The 26,107-nt window shown below is 70.0% G+C and carries 21 protein-coding genes and 1 tRNA gene; 11 read left to right on the forward strand and 11 right to left on the reverse strand.

Features of this window, described 5'->3' with window-relative positions:
• Window positions 1–19 precede the first annotated feature (19 nt).
• Window positions 20–95: transfer RNA gene (locus AACH10_RS08855), tRNA-His, on the forward strand.
• Between the two features lie 89 nt (window positions 96–184).
• On the opposite strand, the gene AACH10_RS08860 is transcribed toward AACH10_RS08855, so the two are convergent.
• The 7 genes from AACH10_RS08860 to cyoA all read right to left on the reverse strand — a co-directional run bounded on the left by AACH10_RS08860 (window position 185) and on the right by cyoA (window position 7,479).
• Window positions 185–748, reverse strand: coding sequence for a response regulator transcription factor (locus AACH10_RS08860; RefSeq protein ID WP_341410027.1), 564 nt, complete (start codon window positions 746–748; stop codon window positions 185–187).
• The gene (locus AACH10_RS08865; protein ID WP_341410028.1) at window positions 745–2,181 is read right to left on the reverse strand and encodes an ATP-binding protein; all 1,437 of its coding nucleotides are present in this window, start codon (window positions 2,179–2,181) and stop codon (window positions 745–747) included. Before AACH10_RS08865 ends, AACH10_RS08860 begins: the two co-directional genes overlap by 4 nt.
• A 158-nt stretch (window positions 2,182–2,339) precedes the next feature.
• Window positions 2,340–3,116 carry an SURF1 family protein gene (locus AACH10_RS08870; RefSeq protein WP_341410029.1) on the reverse strand — a complete coding sequence of 259 codons (777 nt, stop codon included), beginning with the start codon at window positions 3,114–3,116 and terminating at the stop codon, window positions 2,340–2,342.
• A 110-nt stretch (window positions 3,117–3,226) separates the two neighbouring features.
• Window positions 3,227–3,610, reverse strand: coding sequence for a cytochrome o ubiquinol oxidase subunit IV (cyoD, locus tag AACH10_RS08875; protein WP_341410030.1), 384 nt, complete (start codon window positions 3,608–3,610; stop codon window positions 3,227–3,229).
• An 11-nt stretch (window positions 3,611–3,621) separates the two neighbouring features.
• Window positions 3,622–4,263 carry a cytochrome o ubiquinol oxidase subunit III gene (gene cyoC / locus AACH10_RS08880; RefSeq protein WP_341410031.1) on the reverse strand — a complete coding sequence of 214 codons (642 nt, stop codon included), beginning with the start codon at window positions 4,261–4,263 and terminating at the stop codon, window positions 3,622–3,624.
• A 34-nt stretch (window positions 4,264–4,297) separates the two neighbouring features.
• Entirely contained in the window at window positions 4,298–6,334 is a 2,037-nt protein-coding gene (gene cyoB / locus AACH10_RS08885; protein WP_341410032.1) for a cytochrome o ubiquinol oxidase subunit I, read from the reverse strand.
• Entirely contained in the window at window positions 6,334–7,479 is a 1,146-nt protein-coding gene (gene cyoA / locus AACH10_RS08890) for a ubiquinol oxidase subunit II (protein WP_341410033.1), read from the reverse strand. Before cyoA ends, cyoB begins: the two co-directional genes overlap by 1 nt.
• A gap of 237 nt (window positions 7,480–7,716) precedes the next feature.
• Between cyoA and AACH10_RS08895 the strand changes: the two genes are divergently transcribed.
• Window positions 7,717–9,045 carry an MFS transporter gene (locus tag AACH10_RS08895; RefSeq protein WP_423228581.1) on the forward strand — a complete coding sequence of 443 codons (1,329 nt, stop codon included), beginning with the start codon at window positions 7,717–7,719 and terminating at the stop codon, window positions 9,043–9,045.
• Window positions 9,046–9,236: 191 nt separating this feature from the next.
• Here the strand turns inward: AACH10_RS08895 and AACH10_RS08900 are convergent, their stop codons facing one another.
• The 3 genes from AACH10_RS08900 to AACH10_RS08910 all read right to left on the reverse strand — a co-directional run bounded on the left by AACH10_RS08900 (window position 9,237) and on the right by AACH10_RS08910 (window position 13,472).
• On the reverse strand, window positions 9,237–11,606 hold the full coding sequence (locus tag AACH10_RS08900) for a sensor histidine kinase (protein ID WP_341410035.1): 2,370 nt from the start codon (window positions 11,604–11,606) through the stop codon (window positions 9,237–9,239).
• Between the two features lie 43 nt (window positions 11,607–11,649).
• Entirely contained in the window at window positions 11,650–12,390 is a 741-nt protein-coding gene (locus AACH10_RS08905; protein ID WP_341410036.1) for a LuxR C-terminal-related transcriptional regulator, read from the reverse strand.
• A gap of 107 nt (window positions 12,391–12,497) precedes the next feature.
• Window positions 12,498–13,472, reverse strand: a complete 975-nt coding sequence (locus AACH10_RS08910; RefSeq protein ID WP_341410037.1) for an NADPH:quinone oxidoreductase family protein — start codon at window positions 13,470–13,472, stop codon at window positions 12,498–12,500.
• Window positions 13,473–13,603: 131 nt separating this feature from the next.
• Here AACH10_RS08910 and surE point away from each other — a divergent pair, with 131 nt between their 5' ends.
• The 6 genes from surE to rlmD all read left to right on the forward strand — a co-directional run bounded on the left by surE (window position 13,604) and on the right by rlmD (window position 20,006).
• Complete coding sequence (surE, locus tag AACH10_RS08915) at window positions 13,604–14,377, forward strand: 5'/3'-nucleotidase SurE (protein WP_341410038.1); 774 nt, start codon at window positions 13,604–13,606, stop codon at window positions 14,375–14,377.
• Window positions 14,374–15,204 (forward strand): protein-L-isoaspartate(D-aspartate) O-methyltransferase, encoded by an 831-nt coding sequence (locus tag AACH10_RS08920; RefSeq protein WP_341410039.1) that lies wholly within the window; start codon window positions 14,374–14,376, stop codon window positions 15,202–15,204. Before surE ends, AACH10_RS08920 begins: the two co-directional genes overlap by 4 nt.
• Before the next feature lie 26 nt (window positions 15,205–15,230).
• A complete protein-coding gene (locus AACH10_RS08925; protein WP_341410040.1) occupies window positions 15,231–16,127 on the forward strand; it encodes a peptidoglycan DD-metalloendopeptidase family protein in 897 nt (298 codons plus the stop codon).
• A 53-nt stretch (window positions 16,128–16,180) separates the two neighbouring features.
• The gene (gene rpoS / locus AACH10_RS08930) at window positions 16,181–17,176 is read left to right on the forward strand and encodes an RNA polymerase sigma factor RpoS (protein WP_341410041.1); all 996 of its coding nucleotides are present in this window, start codon (window positions 16,181–16,183) and stop codon (window positions 17,174–17,176) included.
• A 146-nt stretch (window positions 17,177–17,322) separates the two neighbouring features.
• Window positions 17,323–18,486: an ABC transporter substrate-binding protein gene (locus tag AACH10_RS08935; RefSeq protein WP_341410042.1), complete on the forward strand. Its 1,164-nt coding sequence runs from the start codon at window positions 17,323–17,325 to the stop codon at window positions 18,484–18,486.
• Between the two features lie 158 nt (window positions 18,487–18,644).
• Window positions 18,645–20,006 carry a 23S rRNA (uracil(1939)-C(5))-methyltransferase RlmD gene (gene rlmD / locus AACH10_RS08940; RefSeq protein ID WP_341410043.1) on the forward strand — a complete coding sequence of 454 codons (1,362 nt, stop codon included), beginning with the start codon at window positions 18,645–18,647 and terminating at the stop codon, window positions 20,004–20,006.
• Between the two features lie 66 nt (window positions 20,007–20,072).
• Here rlmD and AACH10_RS08945 read toward each other — a convergent pair whose 3' ends face one another.
• Window positions 20,073–20,771, reverse strand: coding sequence for a Bax inhibitor-1/YccA family protein (locus AACH10_RS08945; protein ID WP_341410044.1), 699 nt, complete (start codon window positions 20,769–20,771; stop codon window positions 20,073–20,075).
• Between the two features lie 150 nt (window positions 20,772–20,921).
• Between AACH10_RS08945 and AACH10_RS08950 the strand changes: the two genes are divergently transcribed.
• From AACH10_RS08950 to carB, 3 genes are all read left to right on the forward strand, one after another.
• Window positions 20,922–21,335: a GlcG/HbpS family heme-binding protein gene (locus tag AACH10_RS08950; RefSeq protein ID WP_341410045.1), complete on the forward strand. Its 414-nt coding sequence runs from the start codon at window positions 20,922–20,924 to the stop codon at window positions 21,333–21,335.
• 238 nt (window positions 21,336–21,573) lie between these two features.
• On the forward strand, window positions 21,574–22,746 hold the full coding sequence (carA, locus tag AACH10_RS08955) for a glutamine-hydrolyzing carbamoyl-phosphate synthase small subunit (RefSeq protein WP_341410046.1): 1,173 nt from the start codon (window positions 21,574–21,576) through the stop codon (window positions 22,744–22,746).
• Window positions 22,739–26,044, forward strand: a complete 3,306-nt coding sequence (gene carB / locus AACH10_RS08960; RefSeq protein ID WP_341410047.1) for a carbamoyl-phosphate synthase large subunit — start codon at window positions 22,739–22,741, stop codon at window positions 26,042–26,044. The genes carA and carB overlap by 8 nt, the downstream gene beginning before the upstream one ends.
• The last annotated feature ends 63 nt before the right edge of the window (window positions 26,045–26,107 follow it).

The raw sequence follows: 26,107 nt of genomic DNA on the forward strand, positions 1-26,107 counted from the left end.
TATACTGCGCGGCTCTGCGGTGGCTGTAGCTCAGTTGGTAGAGTCCCAGATTGTGATTCTGGTCGTCGTGGGTTCGAGTCCCATCAGCCACCCCACCCGATGAGTCAAAAGGCCGCGTGCAAAAGCACGCGGCCTTTTGCATTTCAGGGGCCGCTTCAGCGCACCGGGTGCCGCCAGCGGCGGCTCATTTCACGCGCTGCTTTTCCAGCTTGCGCGCCAGCGTGCGGCGGTGCATGCCCAGGCGGCGTGCGGTCTCGCTGATGTTGAAGCCGGTGTCGGCCAGCGTCTCGTGGATGCGCTCCCACTCCAGCGTCTTGATGGACGTGGCGCGGTTGGTCATGTCCACGTCGGTCTCGCCCTCGGTGCGGGCGAAGGCGGCCTCGATGTCGTCGGTGTTGGCCGGCTTGGCCAGGTAGTGCCTTGCGCCCAGCTTGATGGCCTCCACCGCGGTGGCGATGCTGGCGTAGCCGGTCAGCACCACGATGGCCATGTCGGGGTCGTGCGCGTGCAGGGCCTGCACGCAGGCCAGGCCCGAGTGGCCGTTGGCCAGTTTCAGGTCGACCACGGCGTGGCTGGGCTGCTGCGTGGCCAACTGGGCCTGCACGCTGTCCAGGTCCTGCGCGCGCAGCACGGTCCAGCCGCGGCGCTCGAAGCTGCGGCGCAGCGTGGCGGCCAGCGCGTCGTCGTCCTCCACGATCAGCAGCGTGCGCTCGTCGTCGTCGTCAGTGGGGCGGTGGGCGCTGCTCATGCCGGGCTCCAGGGGGCGGGGCGGGGGTCGGCCGTCAGGGCCAGGGCGGCCAGCGGCAGGGCGATCGTGACCTCGGCGCCGCCGGTCTCGCGGTTGCGGGCGTTGACATTGCCCCCCAGCTTGCGCGCCACGTTGACGCTGAGGAACAGGCCCAGCCCGCCGCCGGGCCGGCCCTTGCTGGAGTGGTAGGGCCGGCCGAAGCTGGCCAGCATCTCGTCGCTGAAACCGGGGCCGCGGTCCAGCACGCGCAGCGTCAGGCGGTCGCCGTCGCAATCGGCCAGCAGCCGCGGCGTGGCCGGCGGCGCGGTGCCGGCGGCCTGCATGGCCTCCAGCGCGTTGTCGAGCACATTGGTCACCATCTGGCGCAGGCCGGTGTCGGCGACTATGGGCGTGGCCGGCAGCGGCCCCAGCTCGGCGCGGAAGCCGCCCTGGTTGCGGCGTGCGCGCCAGTCGTCGCTGAGCTCGTCCAGGAAGTCATGCAGCGTGGTGGCCGTGGGGGCGTCGCCGCGGGTGTCACCGGCCGACATCAGGATGCCGCTGATGATGGCCTTGCAGCGTTGCACCTGGGCTTGCATCTGCTCGATGTCGTCGCGCAGCTCGGGCTCGGCGGCAAACGGTGTCATGTGCGCCCAGTCGCCCAGGATGATGCTCAGCGTGGCCAGTGGGGTGCCCAGCTCGTGTGCGGCGCCGCTGGCCAGCAGGCCCATGCGCACGATGTGGTCCTCCTCGGCGGCGCGCTGGCGCAGCGCGGCCAGGCGCGCGTCGCGCAGGCGCAGGTTGCGGCCGAAGCGGCCGATGGCCACCACCAGCAGCGACGCGCACAGCGCAAAGCACATCAGCAGTCCGCCCAGGTAGTGCAGCGACAGGCGCTGCGGCTGCGGCGCATCGGGCCAGGCCAGCGGCAGGTGCCACTGCGCCAGCAGCATGATGGCCGTGCAGGCGCCCAGCACCAGGGTCCAGGCATAGGCGCTGCGCAGCAGCAGCGCGCCTACGGCCAGCTGCGGCAGGTAGACGAAGACGAAGGGGTTGTTGACGCCGCCGGTCAGCGCCAGCAGCCCGGTCAGCACCACCATGTCCATCAGCAGGCCCAGGAACAGCTCGGGCTGGCCCACGTGGCGGGCGGTGCTGGCGCGCAGCCAGCTGGCCAGGTTGAACAGCGACAGCGCCGCCAGCAAGGACAGCAGCGCCAGGATCGGCAACCGGATGCCGAGCACGAAGTGCACGGCCAGCACCGTGCCCAGCTGCCCGCCCACGGCCAGCCAGCGCAACTGCACCAGCTGCATCAGGTTGCTGCGGCCGGCGCGGGCTTCGGGGGGCAGGGCGGGGTCGTCGGCCAGCGGCGCGTCGGGCACCGGGGCCGGAGGCGGCGCACCGTCGGTGCGCGCGGGCTCGTCATCCGCCGACGCGCCACGCCAGGGCCACCAGGGTGGCATCGGGGCAAGGCGGAACGGCAGCATGGTGGCGTTGAGAGGCGGCGTGGGCGGGCGGTGCGGGCGGTGCGAGCCTGGCGGCGCAGGTGGCTGCGGGCGCCCCGGGTGTGCCGCAGCGGGGCCGGACACCCCGCGCCAGGAGCCGCGCGGGCGGCCCGTGTTCAGGCCGCGCGACGGGCGGGCGCCAGGCGCCACAGCACGGCCGCGGCCACCACGGTGCCGGCGGCCAGCGCCAGCCAGGTGAGCGCGTAGACGAGGTGATTGTTGCTGAAGCGCAGCACGGTCAGGCCGCCGCGCGGAAAGCCCGCGTTGCGCGCCGTGGCGTGCGGCACGGCGGGGGCGCCGTCCGTGCCGATGGCCTCGGCGACCGGGCGTTCGCCCGCCTCGGCCACGTCGATGAAGAAGGGGGCGGCACTGATGCGCGCGGCGCGCGACATCGCGGCCAGGTCGCGGCCCACCCAGCGGCCGCTGGCGGGGTCGTTGCGCTGCCACAGCCACTGGCCGGCTTCGCTGAAGCGCAGCAGGCCGGTGACGGTGATCTCGCCGGTGGGGGCGGGGCGGGTGGCGGGCTCGGTGTGGGCGTCGTCGACGAAGCCGCGGTTCAGCCACACGCGGGCACCGTCGGGGCTGCCGTCGGTGTGGCTGTGGGCGATGCGCAGCGGCACCATCACCCAGTGGCCGCGGCCCAGTTCGGTGCTGGCCAGCACGCGGATCTCGCGCTGCGGCTCCAGATGGCCGCGCAGCGTGACCGGGCGGTACTCGTCGTTGTCACGCGAGATGCCGGCCCAGGCCGCTGGTGCAGCCAGCGGCTGCGGCGCGGCGGCCTGCTGGCGGGCGATGCGCGCCAACAGCGCCTCCTTCCAGGCCAGCCGCTGCCACTGCCAGGCCGACAGCGTTGCGAAGCCGATAGCCGAAGCGAGCAGCAGGCCAGTGAGCACCACCCTGAGCAGTCCGCCGCCCCAACCCAGCGGCCGCCGTGGAGCTGGCTCTGCCAGTCCACTGGCGGCGCCCCCCCGGGGGGGGGCGGCCTTGGCCGCTTCGGGGGGGGTCAAGGTCTGATCCGCATGTCGTGCGTGGGCATCATGTTGGCGTTCAGGTGATGCATCACCCAGATCGAGCCCGCCATCATGATCACCACCAGCACGCCGGTGAACACCAGGGCCAGCAGCGACCAGCCCTGTTCGACCTTGGCGTTCATGTGCAGGAAGTACACCATGTGCACCACCACCTGCACGGCGGCAAAGCCCAGGATCACCGCGGCTGTGGTGGCCGGCGAGGCGATCACCTTGCCCATCACCAGCCAGAACGGCACGGCGGTGAGCAGCACCGACAGCAGGAAGCCGATGACGTAGCCCTTGTAGGTGGCGTGGTACTCGGCCTCACCGTGGCCGTGGTCGTCGTGGTGATCGTGAGAGTCGTGAGCGGCAGCCATCGCGGTGCTCCTCAAGCGGTGGCGGGCATCGAGCCCATCAGGTAGACGAAGGTGAACACGCCGATCCACACCACGTCCAGGAAGTGCCAGAACATCGACAGGCACATCAGGCGGCGGCGGTTGGCCTGGGTGAGGCCCAGCTTGGCCACCTGGATCATCAGCGTGCCCAGCCACAGGATGCCGAAGCTCACGTGCAGGCCGTGCGTGCCCACCAGCGCGAAGAAGGCCGACAGGAAGGCGCTGCGCTGCGGGCCGGCGCCCTCATGGATCAGGTGCTTGAACTCGTACAGCTCCAGGCTGACGAAGCCCATGCCCAGCAAGCCGGTCAGCGCCAGCCAGCCCAGCACCTGGGCCTTGCTGCGCTGGTTCATGCCGATCATCGCGAAGCCGTAGGTGATCGACGAGAGCAGCAGCAGGCCGGTGTTGACGGCCACCAGCGGCAGGTCGAACAGGTCGGCGCCCGAGGGGCCGGCGGCATAGCTGTGCGAGTACACCGCGAACACCGCGAACAGGATCGCGAAGATCAGGCAGTCGCTCATCAGGTACAGCCAGAAGCCGAGCAGGGTGCCCTGCTGCGGATGGTGGCTGCCGTCGTCGTAGAACTGCGGCGGCGTGGCGCGGGCCGCGTCCAGCGCGGCGGAGGAACTGGCCATCAGCATGGTGAAGTCCTTGATTCGTGGATCGTGATCAGGCGGCGGCCGTGGGCTTGCCACCCAGGCCCAGCGAGGCCAGCAGCTGCGTGCGCAGCGCCTCGGTGCGGGTCACGGTGTCGGCGGGGATGTGGTAGTCACGGTGGTAGTTGAAGGTGTGGATCACCGCACCCAGCACCGTGCACACGAACGAGGCCGCCACCAGCCACCAGATGTGCCACACGGCGGCAAAGCCGAACAGCGTGGCCATGCCGGCGATCAGCACGCCGGCGGCGGTGTTGCTGGGCATGTGGATGGGCTGGAAGCCGCTGGTCGGGCGCTGGGCGCCGGCTTCCTTCATGTGGTGCCAGGCGTCGCGCTCGTGCACCACCGGCGTGAAGGCGAAGTTGTAGTCGGGCGGGGGCGAGGCGGTGCTCCACTCCAGCGTGCGGCCGGTGCCCCAGGCATCGCCGGTGAGGTCACGGTACTGCTCGCGGCGCACGAAGCTCACCACCAGCTGGATGATGAAGCTGGCGATGCCGAGCGCGATCAGCACGGCGCCGAGTGCGGCCACCTGGAACCAGGGCTGCAGGCTCATGTCGTTGAAGTGGCTCATGCGGCGGGTCACGCCCATCAGGCCCAGCACGTACAGCGGCATGAAGGCCAGGTAGAAGCCGATGAACCAGAACCAGAAGGAGGCCTTGCCCCAGAACGGATCGAGCTTGTAGCCGAAGGCCTTGGGGAACCAGTAGGTGATGCCGGCGAACACGCCGAACACCACGCCGCCGATGATCACGTTGTGGAAGTGCGCGATCAGGAACAGGCTGTTGTGCAGCACGAAGTCGGCCGGGGGCACGGCCAGCAGCACGCCGGTCATGCCGCCGATCACGAAGGTGATCATGAAGCCGATGGTCCACAGCATCGGCACCTCGAAGCGGATGCGGCCGCGGTACATCGTGAACAGCCAGTTGAAGATCTTCGCGCCCGTCGGGATCGAGATGATCATCGTGGTGATGCCGAAGAACGAGTTCACCGATGCGCCCGAGCCCATCGTGAAGAAGTGGTGCAGCCACACCAGGTACGACAGGATGGTGATCACCACCGTGGCGTAGACCATCGAGGCGTAGCCAAAGAGGCGCTTGCTGCAGAACGTGGCTACCACCTCACTGAAGATGCCGAACACCGGCAGCACCAGGATGTAGACCTCGGGGTGGCCCCAGATCCAGATCAGGTTCACGTAGACCATGGCGTTGCCGCCCAGGTCGGTGGTGAAGAAGTTGGTGCCGACGTAGCGGTCCAGCGTCAGCAGCACCAGCACGGCGGTCAGCACCGGGAAGCTCACGACGATCAGCACGTTGGTGCACAGGCTGGTCCAGGTGAACACCGGCATCTTCATCAGCGTCATGCCCGGCGCGCGCATCTTGATGATGGTGACGATCAGGTTGATGCCCGACAGCGTGGTGCCCACACCGGCCACGTTGAGTGACCACAGGTAGTAGTCCACCCCCACGCCTGGATCGGCCAGGATGCCTGAGAGCGGCGGATAGGCCAGCCAGCCGGTGCGCGCGAACTCGCCGACGAACAGCGAGATCATCATCAGCACCGCGCCGCCCACCGTCATCCAGAAGCTGAAGTTGTTCAGGAACGGGAAGGCCACGTCGCGCGCGCCGATCTGCAGCGGCACCACGTAGTTCATGAAGCCGGTGACGAAGGGCATCGCCACGAAGAAGATCATGATCACGCCGTGGGCGGTGAAGATCTGGTCGTAGTGGTGCGGCGGCAAGAAGCCGGCCTGGTCACCGAAGGCGATGGCCTGCTGCGCGCGCATCATCAGCGCGTCGGCAAAGCCGCGCAGCAGCATCACGATGCCCAGCACCATGTACATGATGCCGATCTTCTTGTGGTCGATGCTGGTGACCCAGTTGCGCCAGAACGGGCCCCAGGCACGGTAGCGGGTCATCAGCGCCAGCACGGCCAGGCCGCCGAGCGCGGCCATCGCGAACGTGACCAGCAGGATGGGCTCGTGCAGCGGCAGCGCCTTCAGCGACAGGCGGCCGAGCAGCAGGGTTTCTTCGACGGGGGCGGCGTTGGACATCACAGCTCCGTGGCGTTGTTGTTGGTGTTGTTGGCGGGCAGGCTGCGTGCGGCCTTGGCGGCGGGTGCAGCGCTCACGGCGACGGGGCCACGGCCTTCCGGATCGGCGGCGGTGCACAGGCCGGCGACCACGGTCTGCTGGCCATCACGCCAGTTGGCGCGGGTCACGGCGGCCAGGCCGCCCTTGCCGGCGCCACCGCGGGCGTCGATGGCCATCATGTCGGCCATGCACATGCGGCCGGGCTCGACGCAGCGGTTCACCACCGCGTCGAACAGGCCCTTGTCCACGCTGGCGAAGCGGCGCACCGCGTCGCGCTGGCTGGGCTTTTCCAGCGCCAGGTAGGTGGCGCGGTCCAGCGCGGCGCCGGCGCCGCGGGCGCCCTCGACCCAGCGGTCGAAGTCGGCCTGCGCCAGGCCGTGGAACGCGAAGCGCATGCCCGAGAAGCCTTCACCGCTGTAGTTGGCAGAGAAGCCTTCCCAGGTGCCGGGCTTGTTGATCACGGCGTTCAGCTGCGAGGCCATGCCGGGCATGGCGTAGATCTGGCCGGCCAGCGCGGGCACGTAGAACGAGTTCATCACCGTCGATGCGGTCAGCGTGAAGCGCACCGGGCGGTCCACCGGCAGCGCCAGCTCGTTGACCGTGGCGATGCCCAGCTCGGGGTAGACGAACAGCCACTTCCAGTCCAGCGCCACGGCCTGCACTTCCAGCGGCTTGACGTTGGCCGGCAGCGCGCGGTTCTCGTCCAGGCGCGACAGCGGGCGGAACGGGTCGAGCTGGTGCGTGCTGATCCAGGTGATCGTGCCCAGCGCGATGATGATGGCCAGCGGCGCGCCCCAGATCAGCAGCTCCAGCTTGGTGGAGTGGTCCCAGTCCGGCTCGTAGCGGGCGCTGCTGGCGCCGGCCTGGCGCACGCGGTAGCGCCAGGCGAACAGCAGTGTCAGCGCGATCACCGGCACGATGATCAGCAGCATCAGCACCGTCGAGGTGACGATCAGGTCGGCCTGCTGGCGCGCGATGTCGCCGGCGGGGTTCATCACGATGGTCTTGCAGCCGGCAAGCGGCAGCACGGGCAGCAGGGCGGCCAGCGGCAGCAGGGCACGGCCGCGGTGGCGTGGGGTGGGGGTGTGGGCGCGGAGGTCGGACATGGCTAGGTGTCTGCCCTGAGAAGGCAGGATTCGCGGGAATCTACCTAGATTGACCGTTGTCAACGATTGGACACTTTGTCCCACCCCCCGTGCCTGGGCGTGCACGGCGATTGACCGGCGCCCCTTGCCAAACGGTGGCTGCCTGTCTCTGATTCCTGCGTGAAACCGCCCTGATCGACGCGTTCTTCCGCCTGTTCCGACCCGTTCTGAACCGCGCCTGCCGGCGCGCCCCCTGCGATGTACGAACGCTTCCCGCTCTCCCGCCTCTGGTCTGCCGCACTGCCTCGCCGAGAGGTGTCACCGCCGCACCGTGATGGTGCAGTCACCCCCGACGACATCGCCGTCGGCGTGGTGGTCGGTCGGGCCAGCGAGTATTTCGACTTCTTCGTCTACGGCCTGGCCTCGGTGCTGGTGTTTCCGGCGCTGTTCTTCCCCGGCCAGCCGCCGCTGCAGGCGCTGCTGGCCTCGTTCACGGTGTTCGCGCTGGCCTTCATCGCGCGGCCGCTGGGCACGCTGGGCGGCATGGCAGTGCAGCGGCGCTTCGGGCGGGGCGCCAAGCTCACGCTGGCCATGTTCGGCCTGGGCACCGCCACCTGCACGATGGCCCTGCTGCCCGGCACGGCCGAGTGGAGCGGCGCGGTGATGCTGCTGGCCGCCTGCCGGCTGCTGCAGGGCCTGGGCATCGGCGCCTCGTGGGACGGCCTGCCCTCGTTGCTGGCGATGAACGCGCCCGCCCACCGGCGCGGCTGGTATGCGATGCTGGGCCAGATCGGCGCGCCGGTCGGCTTCGGCCTGGCGGCGGCGCTGTATGCCTACTTGTGGACCCACCTCAGCGCCGAAGACTTCCTCGGCTGGGGTTGGCGCTTCCCGTTCTTCGTGGCCTTCGCCCTGAACGTGGTGGCGCTGTTCGCGCGGCTGCAACTGGTGCTCGACGACGACTATGCCGACGCGCTGCGCCAGAACGAACTGGAACCCTGCGACCTGCGCGAGCTGCTGCAGTCCGGCGGCGGCCGCACGCTGCTGATCGGCGCGTTTGCCGCGCTGGCCAGCTTTGCGCTGGTGCACCTGGTCACGGTGTTTCCGCTGTCCTGGCTGAGCCTGAGCTCGCCGCGCGAGCTGGGTGAGCTGCTGTGGCTGCAGGTGGCCGGCGCGCTGGTGGCGGCGGCGGTGATGCCGCTGTCGGGCTGGCTGGCCGACCGCATCGGCCGCCGCACCACGCTGGGCACGCTGTCGGTGGCCATCGGCATGTTCGGCCTGGTGTCGCCCTTCCTGCTGGACGGCGGCGCGGCCGGGCAGAACCTGTTCTTCCTGCTGGGCTTCGCGCTGTTCGGCCTGAGCTACGGCCAGGCCGCCGGCGCGGTGGCCTCGGCCTTCGCGGCGCGGCTGCGCTACCTGGGCGCGGCGTTGTCGGCCGACCTGGCCTGGCTGGTGGGCGCGGCCTGCGCGCCGGTGGTGGTGCTGTACCTGTCGGCCCACCACGGCCTGGGCGCCGTGAGCCTGTACCTGCTGTCGGGCATGGCCGGCACGCTGGCCGCCCTGGGCATCCACAAGACACTGGCCAAATGAGTACCGGCGTCTGACGACGCCTGTCATCGCACTGCCACAAACTGAGGCAGCGCAAGGCGAAGCCCCGGCTGACAAGGACTTGGCGCCGCCGGGCCCAGCCATCCCACAGCCTTGTCCACAGGAACTGTGGGCAGAACCGGCTTGTGGACAAGCCGGGCCGGCCGGGTCTGGCGTCGGGGTGGGTGCGGGCGTCAGCCGCGGCCGTCGCGCAGCGGCACGCGCACGTCGCAGCGGATGCCGCGCTGTGCCTGCTCGCGCCACTGCACCTGGCCGCCCAGCTGCTTGACCCGCTTGCGCACGCCGCCCAGCCCCAGCCCGTGCGCCCACAGCGACGGCTCGCGGCCGATGCCGTCGTCCAGCACCGTGAGGTGGAACTCGCCCCGGTCCACGTGCACGCTGATCTCCACCTGCGAGGCCTGGGCGTGGCTGATGATGTTGTTGACCAGCTCGCGCATCACCCGCGTGAGCGCCGACCACTGCACCACGTTCAGCGTCAGGTCGCGCTCGCTGGAAAAGCTCCAGTGCAGGTCGCAGCCGGTGGCCGACAGGCGCTGCGTGATGTCGGCCTTCCATTCGGCGGCGGCATGCGAGAGCCGGTGGTTCGAGGCCGCCAGGCCGCGGGTCAGCGTCTTCAGGTCCTGCAGCGTGTGGCGGATGTACTCCTCGATCTCGCCGTTGGGCGCCTTGTACATCAGCGTCAGCAGGCGCGCGCCGATGTCGTCGTGCAGATCCTGGGCGATGCGGGCGCGCTCCTCGGCGCGGCCATGCTCCACCGCGCGGTCATGGGCCACGGCGTGGCGCAGTTGCTCGATCACGCGTTCGGTGAGTTGCCGGTCCTCGTCGGTGAACAGGCGCCGGCCGCGCTGCGCGTGGCGCAGCACCAGCGCGCCCTGTGTGGCCTGTGCGGGCGCACCATCGCTCAGGTCGGGCACCGGCACGCCCAGCGTCGAGCCGTCGCCGGCCACCCGCACGCGCGACAGCGTGCGCGGCGTCCGGCTGATCTCCAGCGGGTCGAAGAACTCGCGCAGCAGGATGCTCAGCTGGTCGCCTGCCTGGCGCGGCGACTGCTCGAGCTCGCGCGCGGCGCGGTACAGGCTGTCGAACATGCGCTCGGCGCTCACCGTCACCGAGCCGGTGAGCTGGCGCACGATCCAGTGCCGGGCCAGGTGGTACAGGCCCAGCCCCACCCCCAGCGCCATCAGCAGCGCCGCCAGATGGCCGAACGGGAACAGCGTCGCGAACAGCAGGTTCAGCGAGGCCACCGTGGTGGCGATGCCCGCCAGCAGCGCGAACATGCGCAGCACCTGCTGCGAGCGCGACAGGAACGGCGCCAGCATCAGCAGCGCGGTGAAGAACACCATCCACACCACCGGGCCGATCACCGCCACATCGGCCGGCGCCCGGGCGTTGCCACCGCCCACGCCACCGGCCACCCCAATCGCCAGCAGCAGCAGCGCCAGCGTGCCGGTGCCGGCCAGGTTCAGCCACAGCAGCGTGGTGGCCATGGCGTGGCGCGCGTGTCTCAGCGTCCAGCGCAGCAGGCCGATGCCCAGCAGGCCGCAGCCCAGGCCCAGCGCCGAGATCCACCACCACAGGCCCGGCAACGGCAGCAAGGGCGCCGCCACTGCCAGGCCCAGCGCCAGCACCCAGGTGGGGCCGGCCAGCCAGCGCCAGCGCGGCAGCGGCTGCGGGTGCACCAGCAGCAGGTGCACCAGCGCGGCCGAGGTGGTGGCGTCGGCCAGCAGCCGCAGCCGCAGGTCGATGCTGGCCAGGCCCGACGGCACGCCCAGGCCGGGCAGCAACTCGGCGCCGATCAGCAGCAGGTTCACGCACTGCGGCAGCGTCATGGCCGCATACAGCAGCGTGGGCAGGCCCGGGCGCCACACCCACACGGCCACCGTCACCAGGTACAGCAGCAGCGCCAGCGCGCCCAGCACGCCGCTGGCCAGGCCCACGCCCCACAGGCCACGCGGCCGCGGCTGCACGCTGGCCTGGGCCTCGCCGCCCTGGCTGGTGGTGAACACCAGGGTCAGGGCCGGCTGGGCCTGGGCGCGCGACAACTCGGCCTGGGCCGCGGTCTGCCGGGTGCGCGCCTGCTCGTCGATGATCCAGCGCGGCGAGCGCGCCAGCCACTCGGCGCGGGCCAGCACGCGCTGGCCATCGGGCGCCTGCAGCGCCAGCAAGCGCTGGCCGACGTGCGGCGCCAGCGCCGGATCGGTGCTGGCCACCAGTTCCAGCCCGGCCGGTCCGCCGGCCGGCACGCGCCAGCGCGCCGCCAGGTGCGGCTCGGCCGCCATCCAGCGCAGCCACAGCGCCAGCAGCGCCACGCCCAGCAGGCCCGCCAGCAGCAGGCGGCGAGCCACCTCCACCGGGCGGCGCGGCGTGCGGCGCGCGCCCAGCGTGGCGGCTTCGGTCCAGGCCGAGTCGGCCTGCGTGTCGCCCGAGGCGTCGGGCGTGGTCGGGCGGGGGCCCGCCGGGCGCGGCCAGGGGTCGGTGGGGCGGCGGCTGCGGGGCAGCGGCTGGCGGTGCGCCGGATCGTCGGGGCCGGAGGTCGGGCTCACGGCCGCGGTGGCGCTGGCGGGTCGCCCGGCGCGCGGGCGCCGGTCAGACCAGGCCCTGCTTGGTGGCCAGCACCGCGGCCTCGGCGCGGCTGGACACGTTGAGCTTCTTGTAGATGGACTTGATGTGGTCGTTGACGGTGAACCACTTGATGCCCATCAGGCTGGCGATCTCCTTGATCGTGAAGCCCTTGCTCAGGTAGGTGAGCACCTCGCTCTCGCGCGGGGTGAGCCGCTCGTGGTCGGGCAGCTTCTCGATCGGCACCGGCGCACTGGTGGTGGCGAACTCGCCCGGCACCGTGAAACCCGAGTCGGGCACGCTGCCGTCGGGCCGACCGCCATGGCGGAAGTGCGTGAGCAGGCGGCGCGCGATGGCCGGCGACAGCGGCGGCTGGCCGCGCACGATCTTCTGCAACTCTTCGACCAGCACCTCGAAGCGGTCTTCCTTCAGCAGGTAGCCGTCGGCGCCGCGCTGCAGCGCAGGGAACAGGTGGTCGTCGTCGGAGTACAGCGTGGTGACGATCTTGGTGGCCGGGTAGTGGCCCAGCTCGGCCAGCAGTTCCATGCCGTTGCCGTCGGGCAGTTCCAGATCGACCAGGATCAGCTTGAACGGGTCGACGCCGTGCAGGCCGCTGGCGCCGCCGGCCAGCTTGATCTGGGCGCGCGCGGTTTCCAGGTCACCGGCCTCGGTGATCGCGATGGTGTCGCTGAAGCTTTCGCGCACCACGCGGCACAGGAAGGCGCGGGCGACCGGGTTGTCTTCGAGGATCAGGACCTTGACGGCCATAGGCTGGGCTCTCCGCCGTGCATGCTAGCGCAGAAGACCCGTGGGCGCGAAGCGCGGACGTCCCATCACGGGGGTACGCCCGGGTGGACCGGGCGCACGCCGTCGTGTTAAGGCGTCAGCACCAGCTTGCCGATGACCTGGCGGCCCGACATCATCGCGTAGGCCTTGTGCAGGTCGCTCATGGGCAGGGTTTGGTGCACCAGCGGCTTGACCTTGCCCTCGGCGTACCACTGGCCCAGTTGGCGCATGTCGCGCTGGAAGCCGGCCGGCTCGCGGCGCACGAAGTCACCCCAGAACACGCCCACCAGGTCGGCGCCCTTGAGCAGCGCCAGGTTCCACGGCAGGGCCGGGATGCCGCCGCCGGCGAAGCCGATCACCAGGTAGCGGCCGCGCCAGGCGATGCTGCGGAACACCGGCTCGGCCAGGTCGCCGCCCACCGGGTCGTAGACCACGTCGGGGCCCTTGCCGCCGGTCAGGGCCTTCAGCGCCTCGCGCAGGTTGGCACTGCTGTAGTTGATGGTCTCGTCGGCGCCGATCTCCTTGCACAGCGCGCACTTCTCGTCGCTGCTGGCCGCGGCGATCACGCGCGCGCCAGCGGCCTTGGCGATCTGCACCGCAGCGGTGCCCACGCCGCCGGCGGCGCCCAGCACCAGCACCGTCTCGCCGGCCTTCAGGCGGCCGCGGTCGAGCAGGGCGTGGATGCTGGTGCCATAGGTGAACGCGAAGGCGGCGCCATGTTCGTAGCTCATCGCATCGGGCAGCGGGAACAGCTTGTCGGCCGGCACGATGGCATGGCTGCCGAAGCCGCCGTTGCCGGCCAGCGCCGCCACGCGGTCGCCCGGCTTGAAGGCGGTGACGCCTTCGCCCACGGCCTCGACCACGCCGGCGAACTCGCTGCCCGGCACAAAGGGCAGCGGCGGCTTGAACTGGTACTTGTTCTCCACGATCAGCAGATCGGGAAAATTCAGGCTCGCGGCCTTGACCGCCAGCAGCACCTGGCCGGCCTGGGGCTGGGGCGTAGGGGCCTCGCGCCACTGCAGCGCATCCACGCCGATCGGGTTGTCGCAGAACCAGGCTTGCATCGTGTCTCCTCGGGGGCGCGCAGTGCGCATCAAACTCAAAGCGAATGATGATAGGCAGCGACCGCGTGCCAACCCGTCGCCCGGGTGACGAGGCCGGCGGCCGGGCCGGGCGGCTCCTACAATCGCGGCCCATGCGCATCCTGATCGCCAACGACGATGGTTACCTGGCCCCCGGCATCGCCGCCCTGGTGCAGGCCGTGCAGGGTCTGGGCGAGATCGATGTGTTCGCGCCCGAGCAGAACGCCAGCGGCACCAGCAATGCGCTCACGCTGAGCCGCCCGCTGTCGGTGTTCACCGGCGGCGGGGCGCAGCAGGGCTTTCGCGTCGTCAACGGCACGCCGTCCGACAGCGTGCACGTGGCGCTGACCGGCGTGCTGGGCCACCGCCCCGATCTGGTGCTCTCGGGCATCAACCAGGGTGCCAACATGGGTGACGACACGCTGTACTCGGGCACCGTGGCCGCGGCCATGGAGGGCTATCTGTTCGGCATCCCGGCCATCGCGTTCTCGCAGGTCACCAAGGGCTGGACGCACCTCGATGCCGCCGCCCGCGTGGTGCGCGCGGTGGTCGAGGAGGTGCTGGCGCAGGGCATCGTCGGCACGCCCAGCGCCGCGCCCTTCCTGCTGAACGTGAACATCCCCAACCGCGCCGATGCCGACACGCTGCCGCGCCGCATCACGCGCCTGGGCCGCCGCCATGCCAGCGAGCCGGTGATCCGCCAGACCAGCCCGCGCGGCGAGACCATCTGGTGGATCGGCCCGGCCGGCGATGCGCGCGAGGCGGGCGAGGGCACCGACTTCCACGCCACGGCCAACGGCTGCGTGTCGATCACGCCGCTGCAGGTGGATCTGACCGACCATGCCGGCCTGGGCACCTGGGCCGGCCGACTGGCCCGCGGCGGATGAGCGCCGGCAGTCCCAAGCCGCCACGCTTTCCGCTCGGACTGGACAGCGTGGGCCATGGCGCGGTGCGCAGCCGCGCCAAGCCCGAGCCGCGTGCCGTGCTGCGTCCGCAGCGCCCGTTGCACGAGGCCGCGCGCGACGCCTCGCGCCAGGCCACGCCGCAAGGGCTGGGCCTGGATTCGCAGCCGGTGCGCGAGCGCATGATCGCGCTGCTGCGCCGCGAGGGCATCCGCTGCGAACCGGTGTTCGAGGCCATGCGCCGCGTGCCGCGCCACGCCTTCGTCGACACCGCGCTGGCCAACCAGGCCTACGAGGACACCAGCCTGCCGATCGGCCTGGGCCAGACCATCTCCAAGCCCTCGGTGGTGGCGCGCATGATCGAGCTGCTGTTCGACGGTGCCCAGGCTCGCACCCATGGCAGCCTGGGCGGCACGCTGGAGGTGGGCACCGGCTGCGGCTACCAGACTGCGCTGCTGGCGCACCTGGCGCGGCGCGTGGTGTCGATCGAGCGACTGAAGCCGCTGTTCGACAAGGCCGGCACCAACCTCTCGGCCTGGCGCCTGGACCATGTGCGCCTGGTGCATGGTGACGGCCGCCTGGGCCATGCGCCCAATGCGCCCTACGACAGCATCATCGCCGCCGCCGGCGGCGAGGACGTGCCGCAGGCGTGGCTGGACCAACTCGCCGTGGGCGGCCGCCTGGTGGCGCCGATGCACCGTGGCGGCGGGCGTGGCCAGGTGCTGGTGGTGATCGACCGCCATGCCCACGGTTGCCAGCGCACCGAGCACGAGGCGGTGCACTTCGTCCCTCTAAAATCGGGCATCGCCTGAATCCGCCGCTCATGCGGCGCGTTGTCATGACACCGTCCCGCTGCCTGCTGCCCCGCACCCGCCTGCTGACCTGGCCGGCCCTGGCCCTGGCGCTCGTGCTGGCCGGTTGCGCCTCGCCCAAGCACAAGGCGCCGGTGGAAGACCGTGGCAACGCACCGCGGGCCAGCGCACCTGCGCCGGCGGCCGGCCCCACGGGCTCCAGCAGCGCGGCGGGTACCGGCAGCGCCGCGCCCGAGGCCGCCGCCAAGCCGCCGCCGCCGGGCATCGAGAACGCCGGCAAGCCCGGCTACTACACCGTCAAGCCCGGCGACACGCTGACCCGGGTGGCGCTGGAGAACGGCCAGGGCTGGCGCGACATCGCGCGCTGGAACGGACTGGAGAACCCCAACCTGATCGAGGTGGGGCAGGTGCTGCGCGTGGTGCCGCCGAATGTGGACGCCGGTGCCGTGGTGGCGCGCCCGGTCACCTCGGGCCAGGTGGAGACGCGTCCGGCGGCCGCTTCCGCCGCCGGCACCCCGGCCCCGGCGGCGCAACCCGCCCAGCGTGAGGGCGACGAGGACATCGCCTTCAGCTGGCCGGCCAGCGGCCCGGTGATCGCCGGCTTCGACGACGGCAAGAGCAAGGGCCTGTCGATCGGCGGCAAGGCCGGCGATGCCGTGCTGGCCGCTGCCGACGGCCGCGTGGCCTATGCCGGATCGGGCCTGCGTGGCTACGGCAACCTGGTGATCGTCAAGCACAACAACATGTACCTGACCGCCTACGCGCACAACCAGACCCTGCTGGTCAAGGAAGACCAGGTGGTGCGTCGCGGCCAGAAGATTGCCGAGATGGGTGCCAGCGACGCCGAACGGGTGCAACTGCACTTCGAGATCCGGCGCCAGGGCAAGCCGGTCGATCCGGCCAAGTTGCTGCCGGCGCGCTGAGCGCGGCATGATGCGGGCCTGACGGATCGGCGGGCAAGCCCAGGGAGCGCAGCGTGAAGCATGAATCACAGCGCCCCGCCCACGCACCGCAAAACGCAGCGCAGAACGGGGCGCTGAGCGACGCCGCCGCACCGGCCGATGCCGCTGACGCCGAGGCCGGCGACGGCCCGCCGCCCGCCACCGGGGCCGATGCCGAGGGCGAATCGGGCAACACGCTGCAGCGCTACCTGCACGAGATCCGCCGCGCGCCGCTGTTCTCGGCCGACGAGGAGCAGGCCACCGCCCGTGCGGCGCGCGGTGGCAGCTTCGCGGCCCGTCAGGCCATGATCGAGCACAACCTGCGGCTGGTGGTCAGCATCGCCAAGCACTACCTCGGCCGGGGCCTGCCGCTGCCTGACCTGATCGAGGAAGGCAACCTCGGGCTGATGCACGCCATCGCGAAGTTCGAGCCCGAGCGGGGCTTCCGCTTTTCCACCTACGCCTCGTGGTGGATTCGCCAGGCCATCGAGCGCGCGCTGATGCACCAGACACGCCTGGTGCGGCTGCCGGTGCACGTGGTGCGCGAGCTGAACCAGGTGCTGCGGGCGCGGCGGGCTCTCGAGTCCGAGGCAGCCGGTGCCGCCTCGGGCGAACCGGTGCGTGCCGAGGACATCGCCCGCCGCCTGGGCTGGGACGTGGCGCAGGTGGGCGCGTTGCTGGCCATGACCGAGCAGCCGGCCTCGCTGGATGCGCCGCTGGAGCGCGGCGAGGCAGCCGAGACGCTGCTGGACGGCGTGGCCGACGAGCGCGCGGCCGATCCCGCCGGTCTGATGCTGAGCCAGGAGGTCTCGGCGCTGCTCGCCCAGGGCCTGGGCGGGCTGAACGTGCGCGAGCGCGAGGTGCTGGCCGGCCGCTACGGTCTGGGCGATCGCGAGCCCGAGACGCTGGAGGTGCTGGCCCAGCGCCTGGGCCTGACCCGTGAGCGCGTGCGCCAGATCCAGCAGGAGGCCCTGTTGAAGCTCAAGCGCCGCCTGCTGGGCCAGGGTGTGGGGCGCGACGCGCTGTTTTGAGCGGCGCTGTCTTGCGCTTTGTGGCTGGTTGGCGCGGCCGGCGCTCATCGCTTCCCCGAGCAGTGCGCGCCGGGCCTGCGGGCTAGCATGGCCGGCAAGGCCGGACCACCGGCTTGGCCCTTCGCACCCTTCCGGAGCCCCATCGCATGCAGCGCGTTTCCCTCCTGCCCCTGGCCTTCGCCGCATTGGGCGCGGCCAGCACCGCCCAGGCCCAGACCCAGGGCGTCAGCAAGACCGAGATCGTCATCGGCACCATCCAGGACCTGTCGGGCCCGATCGCGGCGCTGGGCAAGCAAAGCCGTGGTGGCATGCAGCTGCGTGTGGACGAGATCAACGAGCAGGGCGGCATCCATGGCCGCAAGCTCAAGCTGATCGCCGAGGACTCGGGCTACGACCCCAAGCGCGCCGTGCTGGCGGCGCAGAAGCTGGTCAGCCAGGACAAGGTGTTCCTGGTGGCCGGCACCATTGGCACCGCCCCGGCCAATGCGGCCATGCCGGTGCAGTTCGAGAAGAACGTCATCAACTTCCTGCCGATCACCGCTGCGCGCGAGATGTACGAGCCCTTCCACAAGCTTAAGTACTCGTTCGCCGCCACCTACTACGACCAGATCCGCCTGACGCTGCCCAAGCTGGTGAAGGAGAAGGGCGCCAAGAAGGTGTGCTCGATGTACCAGGACGACGAGTTCGGCCTGGAGGTCATCCGCGGCGCCGAGGCCGCGCTCAAGGGCCTGAGCATGGAGGTGGCCGAGAAGACCACCTACAAGCGCGGCGCCACCGACTTCAGCTCGCAGATGGCCAAGCTCAAGGCCGCCGGCTGCGACCTGGTGGTGCTGGGCACCGTGATCCGCGAGACCGTGGGCGGCATCGCCGAGGCACGCAAGATCGGCTTCAACCCCACCTTCCTGGGCGCCAGCAGCACCTACTCGGAGCTGATCCACAAGCTGGGTGGCAAGGGCATGGACGGCTTGTACGCCACCATGACCACGCAGATCCCGTACACCGACGAGCCCTCGCAGCCGATCCGCTTCTGGGCCAACAAGTACAAGACCAAGTTCGGTGACGACCCCACCGTGTACTCGGCCTACGGCTACAACATCATCGACATCTTCGCCAAGGCGGCGCAGAAGGCCGGTGCCAACCTCACGACCGAGAGCTTCATCAAGGCCATGGACACCATGGTGGTGCCGCCGGACATCTTCGGCAGCGCCGAGGCCACCTACACCGCCACCAAGCGCCTGGGCAGCGAGTCGTCGCGTCTCTCCCAAATCGTGGACGGTCGGTGGAAAGTTGTCAGCGAGTACATCAAGTGAGATGGTGCACCCGGTGCCGCGGGTACGCGGCACCACCCGCCGGGCGGGTCGCCGGCCGGCTTCGGGCGGCCGGGCGCTCGGCCGGCGCGCCTTCGATGGCCTCCTGATCTGCGCAAGCCGCCCCCGGGCGGCTTTTTCATGCCCGGATAATCCGGCCCATGACTGCACGTGACGAATGGTTGAAGGTCGACGCGATCGACCTGGAGGCGCAGGGCGTGGCCCGCAACGCCGAAGGCAAGGTGGTGTTCATCGAGGGCGCCCTGCCGGGTGAAGAGGTGCAGGTCCAGGTTGGCCGCAGCAAGAACGCCTGGGAGCAGGGCGCGCTGACCGCGCTGCGCAAGGAAAGCGCGCTGCGCGTGCGCCCCGGCTGCCCGCACTTCGGCCTGCACGCCGGCGCCTGCGGCGGCTGCAAGATGCAGCACGTGGATGGCGCCGCCCAGGTGGCCATCAAGCAGCGCGTGCTGGAGGACAACCTGGCCCACCTGGCCAAGGTGAAGGCCGAGAACCTGCTGCGCCCGATCCAGGGCCCCGACTGGGGCTACCGCTTCCGTGCGCGCCTGTCGGTGCGCTACGTGCCGCGCAAGGGCACGGTGCTGGTGGGCTTCCACGAGCGCAAGAGCCGCTACGTGGCCGACATGCAGGTCTGCCCGGTGCTGCCGGCCAAGGTCAGCCAGATGCTGATGCCGCTGCGTGCACTGATCGGCGGCATGGACCAGCGCGACCGGCTGCCGCAGATCGAACTGGCGATCGGCCAGGCCGAGGCCGGCCCGGTCGTCGCGCTGGTGCTGCGCCACCTCGAGCCGCTGACCGAGGCCGACCTGGGGCGCCTGCGCGCCTTCGGCGCCGAGCACGGCGTGCAGTGGTGGCTGCAGCCCAAGGGGCCCGACACGGTGCATCTGCTGGACGAGGGTGGGCCGGAGTTGGCCTACACGCTGCCCGAGTTCGGCATCGTGATGCCCTTCAAGCCCACCGACTTCACGCAGGTGAACCACCAGATCAACACCGTGCTGGTGGGTCGCGCGCTGCGCCTGCTGGCGCCCACGCGCGACGAGCGGGTGATCGACTGGTTCTGCGGCCTGGGCAACTTCACGCTGCCGATCGCCACGCTGGCGCGCGAGGTGCTGGGCATCGAGGGCAGCGAGACCCTGGTGCAGCGCTCGCGCGAGAACGCGGCGCGCAACGGCCTGACCGAGCGCGCCACGTTTGCCGCACGCAACCTGTTCGAGTTGTCGCCCGATGACCTGGTGGCCTACGGCCAGGCCGACAAGTGGCTGGTGGATCCGCCACGCGAAGGCGCCTTCGCGCTGTCCAAGGCCCTGGCCGACCTGCATGCCGCGCCGCGCGCCGACTGGACACCGCCCAAGCGCATCGTCTACGTCAGCTGCAACCCGTCCACGCTGGCGCGCGATGCCGGCCTGCTGGTGCACCAGGCCGGCTACCGCTGCGTGGCGGCCGGCGCGGTGAACATGTTCCCGCACACGGCGCATGTGGAGAGCATGGCGGTGTTCGAGCGCGGTTGACGCGCTTCTGGCGAGCATGAAAAAGGGCACCCGAGGGTGCCCTTGTCGTTTCAGCAGGTGCTGCGATCAGTCGCGCTCGCCGCCGACGATGCCCAGGATGGACAGCAGGCTCTGGAACACGTTGTAGATGTCCAGGTAGATGGCCAGCGTGGCGCTGATGTAGTTGGTCTCGCCGCCGTCGATCACGCGCTTGATGTCGAACAGCATGAAGCCCGAGAAGATCACGATGGCCAGCACCGACAGCGTCATCATCAGCGCGCTGCTTTGCAGGAAGATGTTCACGAGGCCCACCACCATCAGGATCAGGGCGCCGACGAACAGGAACTTGCCCATGTTCGACAGGTCGCGCTTGATCACCGTGGCCAGCGTGGCCATGCCGAAGAACACCACGGCCGTGCCGCCGAAGGCGGTCATGATCAGGCCGCTGCCGTTCTTGAAGCCCAGGATGGCCGCCAGCAGGCGCGACAGCATCAGGCCCATGAAGAACGTGAAGGCCAGCAGCACGGCGACGCCGGTGGCCGATTCCTTGGTCTTCTCGATCGCGAACATGAAGCCGAACGCGCCGGCCAGGAACACGATGGCCGACAGGCCCATGCCCATCGAGGCCATGATGCCGGTGCTGACACCGACCCAGGCGCCCAGCACGGTGGGCACCATCGACAGCGCGAGCAGCCAATAGGTGTTGCGCAGCACGCGGTTGCGGCTGGCCGCCAGCGCGCCGCCGCCGGCGTAGCCGGTGCCGAAGTGCAGGCCTTGTTCGTTCATGAGGACTCCTGGTCTTCAAGGGTTGAGGAATGCGGGTCAGACCGCGCCGCGGATTCTAAGTTCCGCAGGTCAGTTGTGGCCTTTTGAACAGGAATCGCGGGCATTCCCTGGGTCACACTGCCGGCCTCTCTCCTCAACGGTCGCAGAACCATGAACACCAAGCCTTTTCTCACCCTCGACGATGCGCGCGCCATGGCCCAGGCGGCCGAGCGCGAGGCCCTGGCCCACCAGTGGGCCGTGACGATCGCCATCGTCGACGACGGCGGCCACCTGCTGTGGCTGCAGCGCCTGGATGGCGCGGCGCCGATCTCGTCGCAGATTGCCCCGGCCAAGGCGCGCACGGCCGCCGTCGGCCGTCGCGAGAGCCGGGTGTACGAGGAAATGATCAACGGCGGACGCGTTTCCTTCCTCAGTGCCCCGTCGCTCGAGGGCCTGCTCGAGGGCGGCGTGCCGGTGCTGGTGGACGGGCACTGCATCGGCGCGGTGGGCGTCAGCGGTGTGAAGTCCAGCGAGGACGCCCAGATCGCGCGCGCCGGCATCGCGGCGCTGTCGGCGGCGGCCTGATCGCGATGGCCTGAGCGCGGCGAGACGGGTGGACTGGGCCCCAGTGCCCGGCGCACACCCGTGCACCGGCTGAGGGCATGGTGCTCTCCGGGCAAACCCTTGCGGCTATAATTCGAAGGTTTACCCGCCACCACCGCAGCCTTAGCGAAACTCCCCGCGAAGTTTCCGTCCGGATGCCGTCCCCCAGCTTCTTCGGGGTCGACGGCGCTGGGGCTGCGCGACTTCCGGAGCTTCTCCCTTGCTGCCAGTTCTGCCCCCCGCCATCCTCGCACTCGCAGACGGCACGGTCTTTCAGGGCATCTCGATCGGCGCTGCCGGTCACACCGTGGGCGAGGTGGTGTTCAACACCGCGCTCACCGGCTACCAGGAAATCCTCACCGACCCCAGCTACTGCCGGCAGATCGTCACGCTGACGTATCCGCACATCGGCAACTACGGTGTCAACGAGGAAGACGTGGAAGCCGCGAAAGTCCACGCCGCCGGCCTGATCATCAAGGACCTGCCGCCGCGCATCTCGAACTTCCGCGCCGGCCTCACGCTGTCGCAGTACCTCGAGCGCGAAGGCACCGTGGCCATTGCCGGCCTGGACACCCGCCGCCTGACCCGCGTGCTGCGCACGAAGGGTGCGCAGAACGGTTGTATCGCCACCTTCGCCGCTGGCCATGTGGTCAGTCAGGCCGACATCGACACCGCCATCGCCCACGCCCAGGCCGCGCCCAGCATGGCCGGCCAGGACCTGGCCCAGGTGGTCACGGTGAGCGAGCCCTACGCCTGGACCGAGACCGAATGGCAACTGGGCAGCGGCTACGGCCAGGTCAGCGACGCCCGCTTCCACGTCGTGGCCTATGACTTCGGCGTCAAGCGCAACATCCTGCGCATGCTGGCCAGCCGCGGCTGCCGCATCACCGTGGTGCCGGCCAAGACGCCCGCCGCCGAGGTGCTGGCCCTCCAGCCCGACGGCATCTTCCTGTCCAACGGCCCCGGCGATCCGCAGCCCTGCGACTACGCCATCGCCGCCGCCAAGACGCTGATCGAGACCGGCATCCCCACCTTCGGCATCTGCCTGGGCCACCAGATCATGGCCCTGGCCTCGGGCGCCAAGACCTTCAAGATGAAGTTCGGCCACCACGGTGCCAACCACCCGGTGAAGGATCTGGACTCGGGCCGCGTGTCGATCACCAGCCAGAACCATGGCTTCGCGGTCGACGAGACGAGCCTGCCGGCCAACCTGCGCCCCACGCACGTGAGCCTGTTCGACGGCACGCTGCAGGGCCTGGCCCGCACCGACAAGCCGGCCTTCTGCTTCCAGGGCCACCCCGAGGCCTCGCCCGGCCCTCACGACATTGCCTACCTGTTCGACCGCTTCACCACGCTGATGGCCGAGAAGAACGTGGAGAAGAAGAATGCCTAAGCGTACCGACCTGCACAGCATCCTGATCATTGGCGCTGGTCCGATCATCATCGGCCAGGCCTGCGAATTCGACTACTCCGGCGCCCAGGCCTGCAAGGCGCTGCGCCAGGAGGGCTACCGCGTCATCCTGGTCAACAGCAATCCGGCGACCATCATGACCGACCCGGAGATGGCCGATGCGACCTACATCGAGCCCATCACCTGGCAGGTGGTCGAGAAGATCATCGCCAAAGAGCGCGCCGCGCGCCCCGACGAGAAGATGGCCGTGCTGCCCACCATGGGTGGCCAGACGGCGCTGAACTGCGCGCTCGACCTGCACAAGCACGGCGTGCTGGCCAAGTACGGCGTGGAGATGATCGGTGCCAACGAGCACGCGATCGAGAAGGCCGAAGACCGCCTGAAGTTCAAGGACGCGATGACCTCGATCGGCCTGGACTCGGCCAAGTCGGGCATCGCGCACACGATGGAAGAGGCCTGGGGCGTGCAGAAGCGCATCCAGGCCGAGATCGGTGGCACCGGCTTTCCGATGGTCATCCGCCCCAGCTTCACGCTGGGCGGCACCGGCGGCGGCATCGCCTACAACCCGGAAGAGTTCGAGGAGATCTGCAAGCGCGGCCTCGACCTGAGCCCCACCAACGAACTCCTGATCGAGGAAAGCCTGATCGGCTGGAAGGAGTACGAGATGGAGGTCGTCCGCGACAAGGCGGACAACTGCATCATCGTCTGCTCGATCGAGAACCTCGACCCGATGGGCATCCACACCGGTGACTCGATCACCGTGGCCCCGGCGCAGACGCTGACCGACAAGGAATACCAGCTGCTGCGCAACGCCTCGATCGCCATCCTGCGCGAGATCGGCGTGGACACCGGCGGCTCCAACGTGCAGTTCTCGATCAACCCGGCCAACGGCCGCATGATCGTGATCGAGATGAACCCGCGTGTCTCGCGCTCGTCGGCCCTGGCCTCCAAGGCCACCGGCTTCCCGATCGCCAAGATCGCTGCCAAGCTGGCGGTGGGCTACACGCTCGACGAACTGAAGAACGACATCACCGGCGGCGCCACGCCGGCCTCGTTCGAGCCCTCGATCGACTACGTCGTCACCAAGATCCCGCGCTTCGCGTTCGAGAAGTTCCGCGAGGCCGATCCGCACCTGACCACGCAGATGAAGAGCGTGGGCGAGGTGATGGCCATGGGCCGTACCTTCCAGGAATCGTTCCAGAAGGCGCTGCGCGGCCTGGAGACCGGCATCGACGGCCTGACCGAGCGCACCGAGGTGCACGGCGGAGACCGCGAGGAGATCGTCGAGGCCATCGGCAACGCCGGCCCCGAGCGCATCCTGTTCCTGGCCGACGCGTTCCGCATCGGCATGACGCTGGACGAGATCTTCGAGGAAACCGCGATCGACCCGTGGTTCCTGTCGCAGATCGAGCAGATCATCGCCACCGAGAAGCAGCTCGCCGGCCGCACGCTCGAGAGCCTGAGCGCCGCCGAGTTGCGCTACGTGAAGCAGAAGGGCTTCTCCGACAAGCGCCTGGCCAAGCTGCTGGGCACGCACCAGCATGCCGTGCGCGCCGCCCGCCATGCCGCCGGCGTGCGCCCGGTGTACAAGCGCGTGGACACCTGCGCGGCCGAGTTCGCCACGCAGACCGCCTACCTGTACAGCTGCTACGAGACGCTGGACGGCGAGTGCGAAGCCGAACCCACCGACAAGAAGAAGATCATGGTGCTGGGCGGTGGCCCGAACCGCATCGGCCAGGGTATCGAGTTCGACTACTGCTGCGTCCACGCCGCCCTCGCGATGCGCGAGGACGGCTACGAGACCATCATGGTCAACTGCAACCCGGAAACCGTGTCGACCGACTACGACACCAGCGACCGCCTGTACTTCGAGCCGGTGACGCTGGAGGACGTGCTCGAGATCGTCGACAAGGAAAAGCCGGCCGGCGTGATCGTGCAGTACGGCGGCCAGACGCCGCTGAAGCTGGCGCTCGACCTCGAGCGCGCCGGTGTGCCCATCATCGGCACCAGCCCCGACAGCATCGACATCGCCGAGGACCGCGAGCGCTTCCAGCAGCTGCTGCACACGCTGGGCCTGAAGCAGCCGCCCAACCGCACCGCGCGCACCGAGGACACCGCGATCGCGCTGGCCAACGAGATCGGCTACCCGCTGGTGGTGCGCCCCAGCTATGTGCTGGGCGGCCGCGCGATGGAGATCGTGCACGGCGACAAGGACCTCGAGCGCTACATGCGCGAGGCCGTGCGCGTGTCCGAGAAGAGCCCGGTGCTGCTGGACCGCTTCCTCGACGATGCGGTCGAGGTCGACGTCGACTGCATCAGCGATGGCACCGACGTGATGATCGGCGGCATCATGGAGCACATCGAGCAGGCCGGCGTGCACTCGGGCGACTCGGCCTGTTCGCTGCCGCCGTACACGCTGTCGGCCGCGCTGCAGGATGAGCTGCGTCGCCAGACCGCGCTGATGGCCAAGGCCCTGAAGGTGGTGGGCCTGATGAACGTGCAGTTCGCCATCCAGGGCGACGTGACTGGCAGCCTCGAGGCCTGCACCGTCTACGTGCTGGAAGTGAACCCGCGCGCCTCGCGCACCGTGCCCTATGTGTCCAAGGCCACCGGCCAGCCGCTGGCCAAGATCGCCGCCCGCTGCATGGCCGGCCAGAAGCTGCAGGACCAGAAGGGCCTGGGCGGCGTGGCCCCGCACGAGGTGGTGCCGCCGTACTTCTCGGTGAAGGAGGCGGTGTTCCCGTTCAACAAGTTCCCGGGCGTGGACCCCATCCTCGGCCCCGAGATGCGCAGCACCGGCGAGGTGATGGGCGTGGGCCGCAACTTCGGCCAGGCCATGCTGAAGAGCCAGCTCGGCGCCGGCAGCCGCCTGCCGGCCAAGGGCACGGTGGTGATCACCGTGAAGAACAGCGACAAGGCCCGTGCCGTGGAAGTGGCACGCCAGCTGGTGGCGCTGGGCTTCGCGGTGGTGGCTACCAAGGGCACGGCCGCGGCCATCGCGGCGGCCGGCATCCCGGTCCGCCAGGTGAACAAGGTCAAGGACGGCCGCCCGCACATCGTCGACATGCTCAAGGCCGGCGAGATCCAGCTGGTCTTCACCACCGTGGACGAGACGCGCACCGCGATCGCTGACTCGCGCAGCATCCGCACGGCCGCGCTGGCCAACCGCGTGACCTACTACACCACCATGGCCGGCTGCGAGGCGGCCACCGAGGCGCTGCAGCAGCAGGGTGCGGTGGAGGTCTACAGCCTGCAGGAATTGCACGCCGAACTGCACTAAACTCGCACGCGAACACGGCTCCGCCGCGTCTGCCTCCCGGCCTGCCGGGGGATCAGCGCGGCG

Origin of the sequence: Pseudaquabacterium inlustre (genome assembly GCF_038066595.1) — a bacterium.
GTDB classification, from domain to species: domain Bacteria; phylum Pseudomonadota; class Gammaproteobacteria; order Burkholderiales; family Burkholderiaceae_C; genus Pseudaquabacterium; species Pseudaquabacterium inlustre.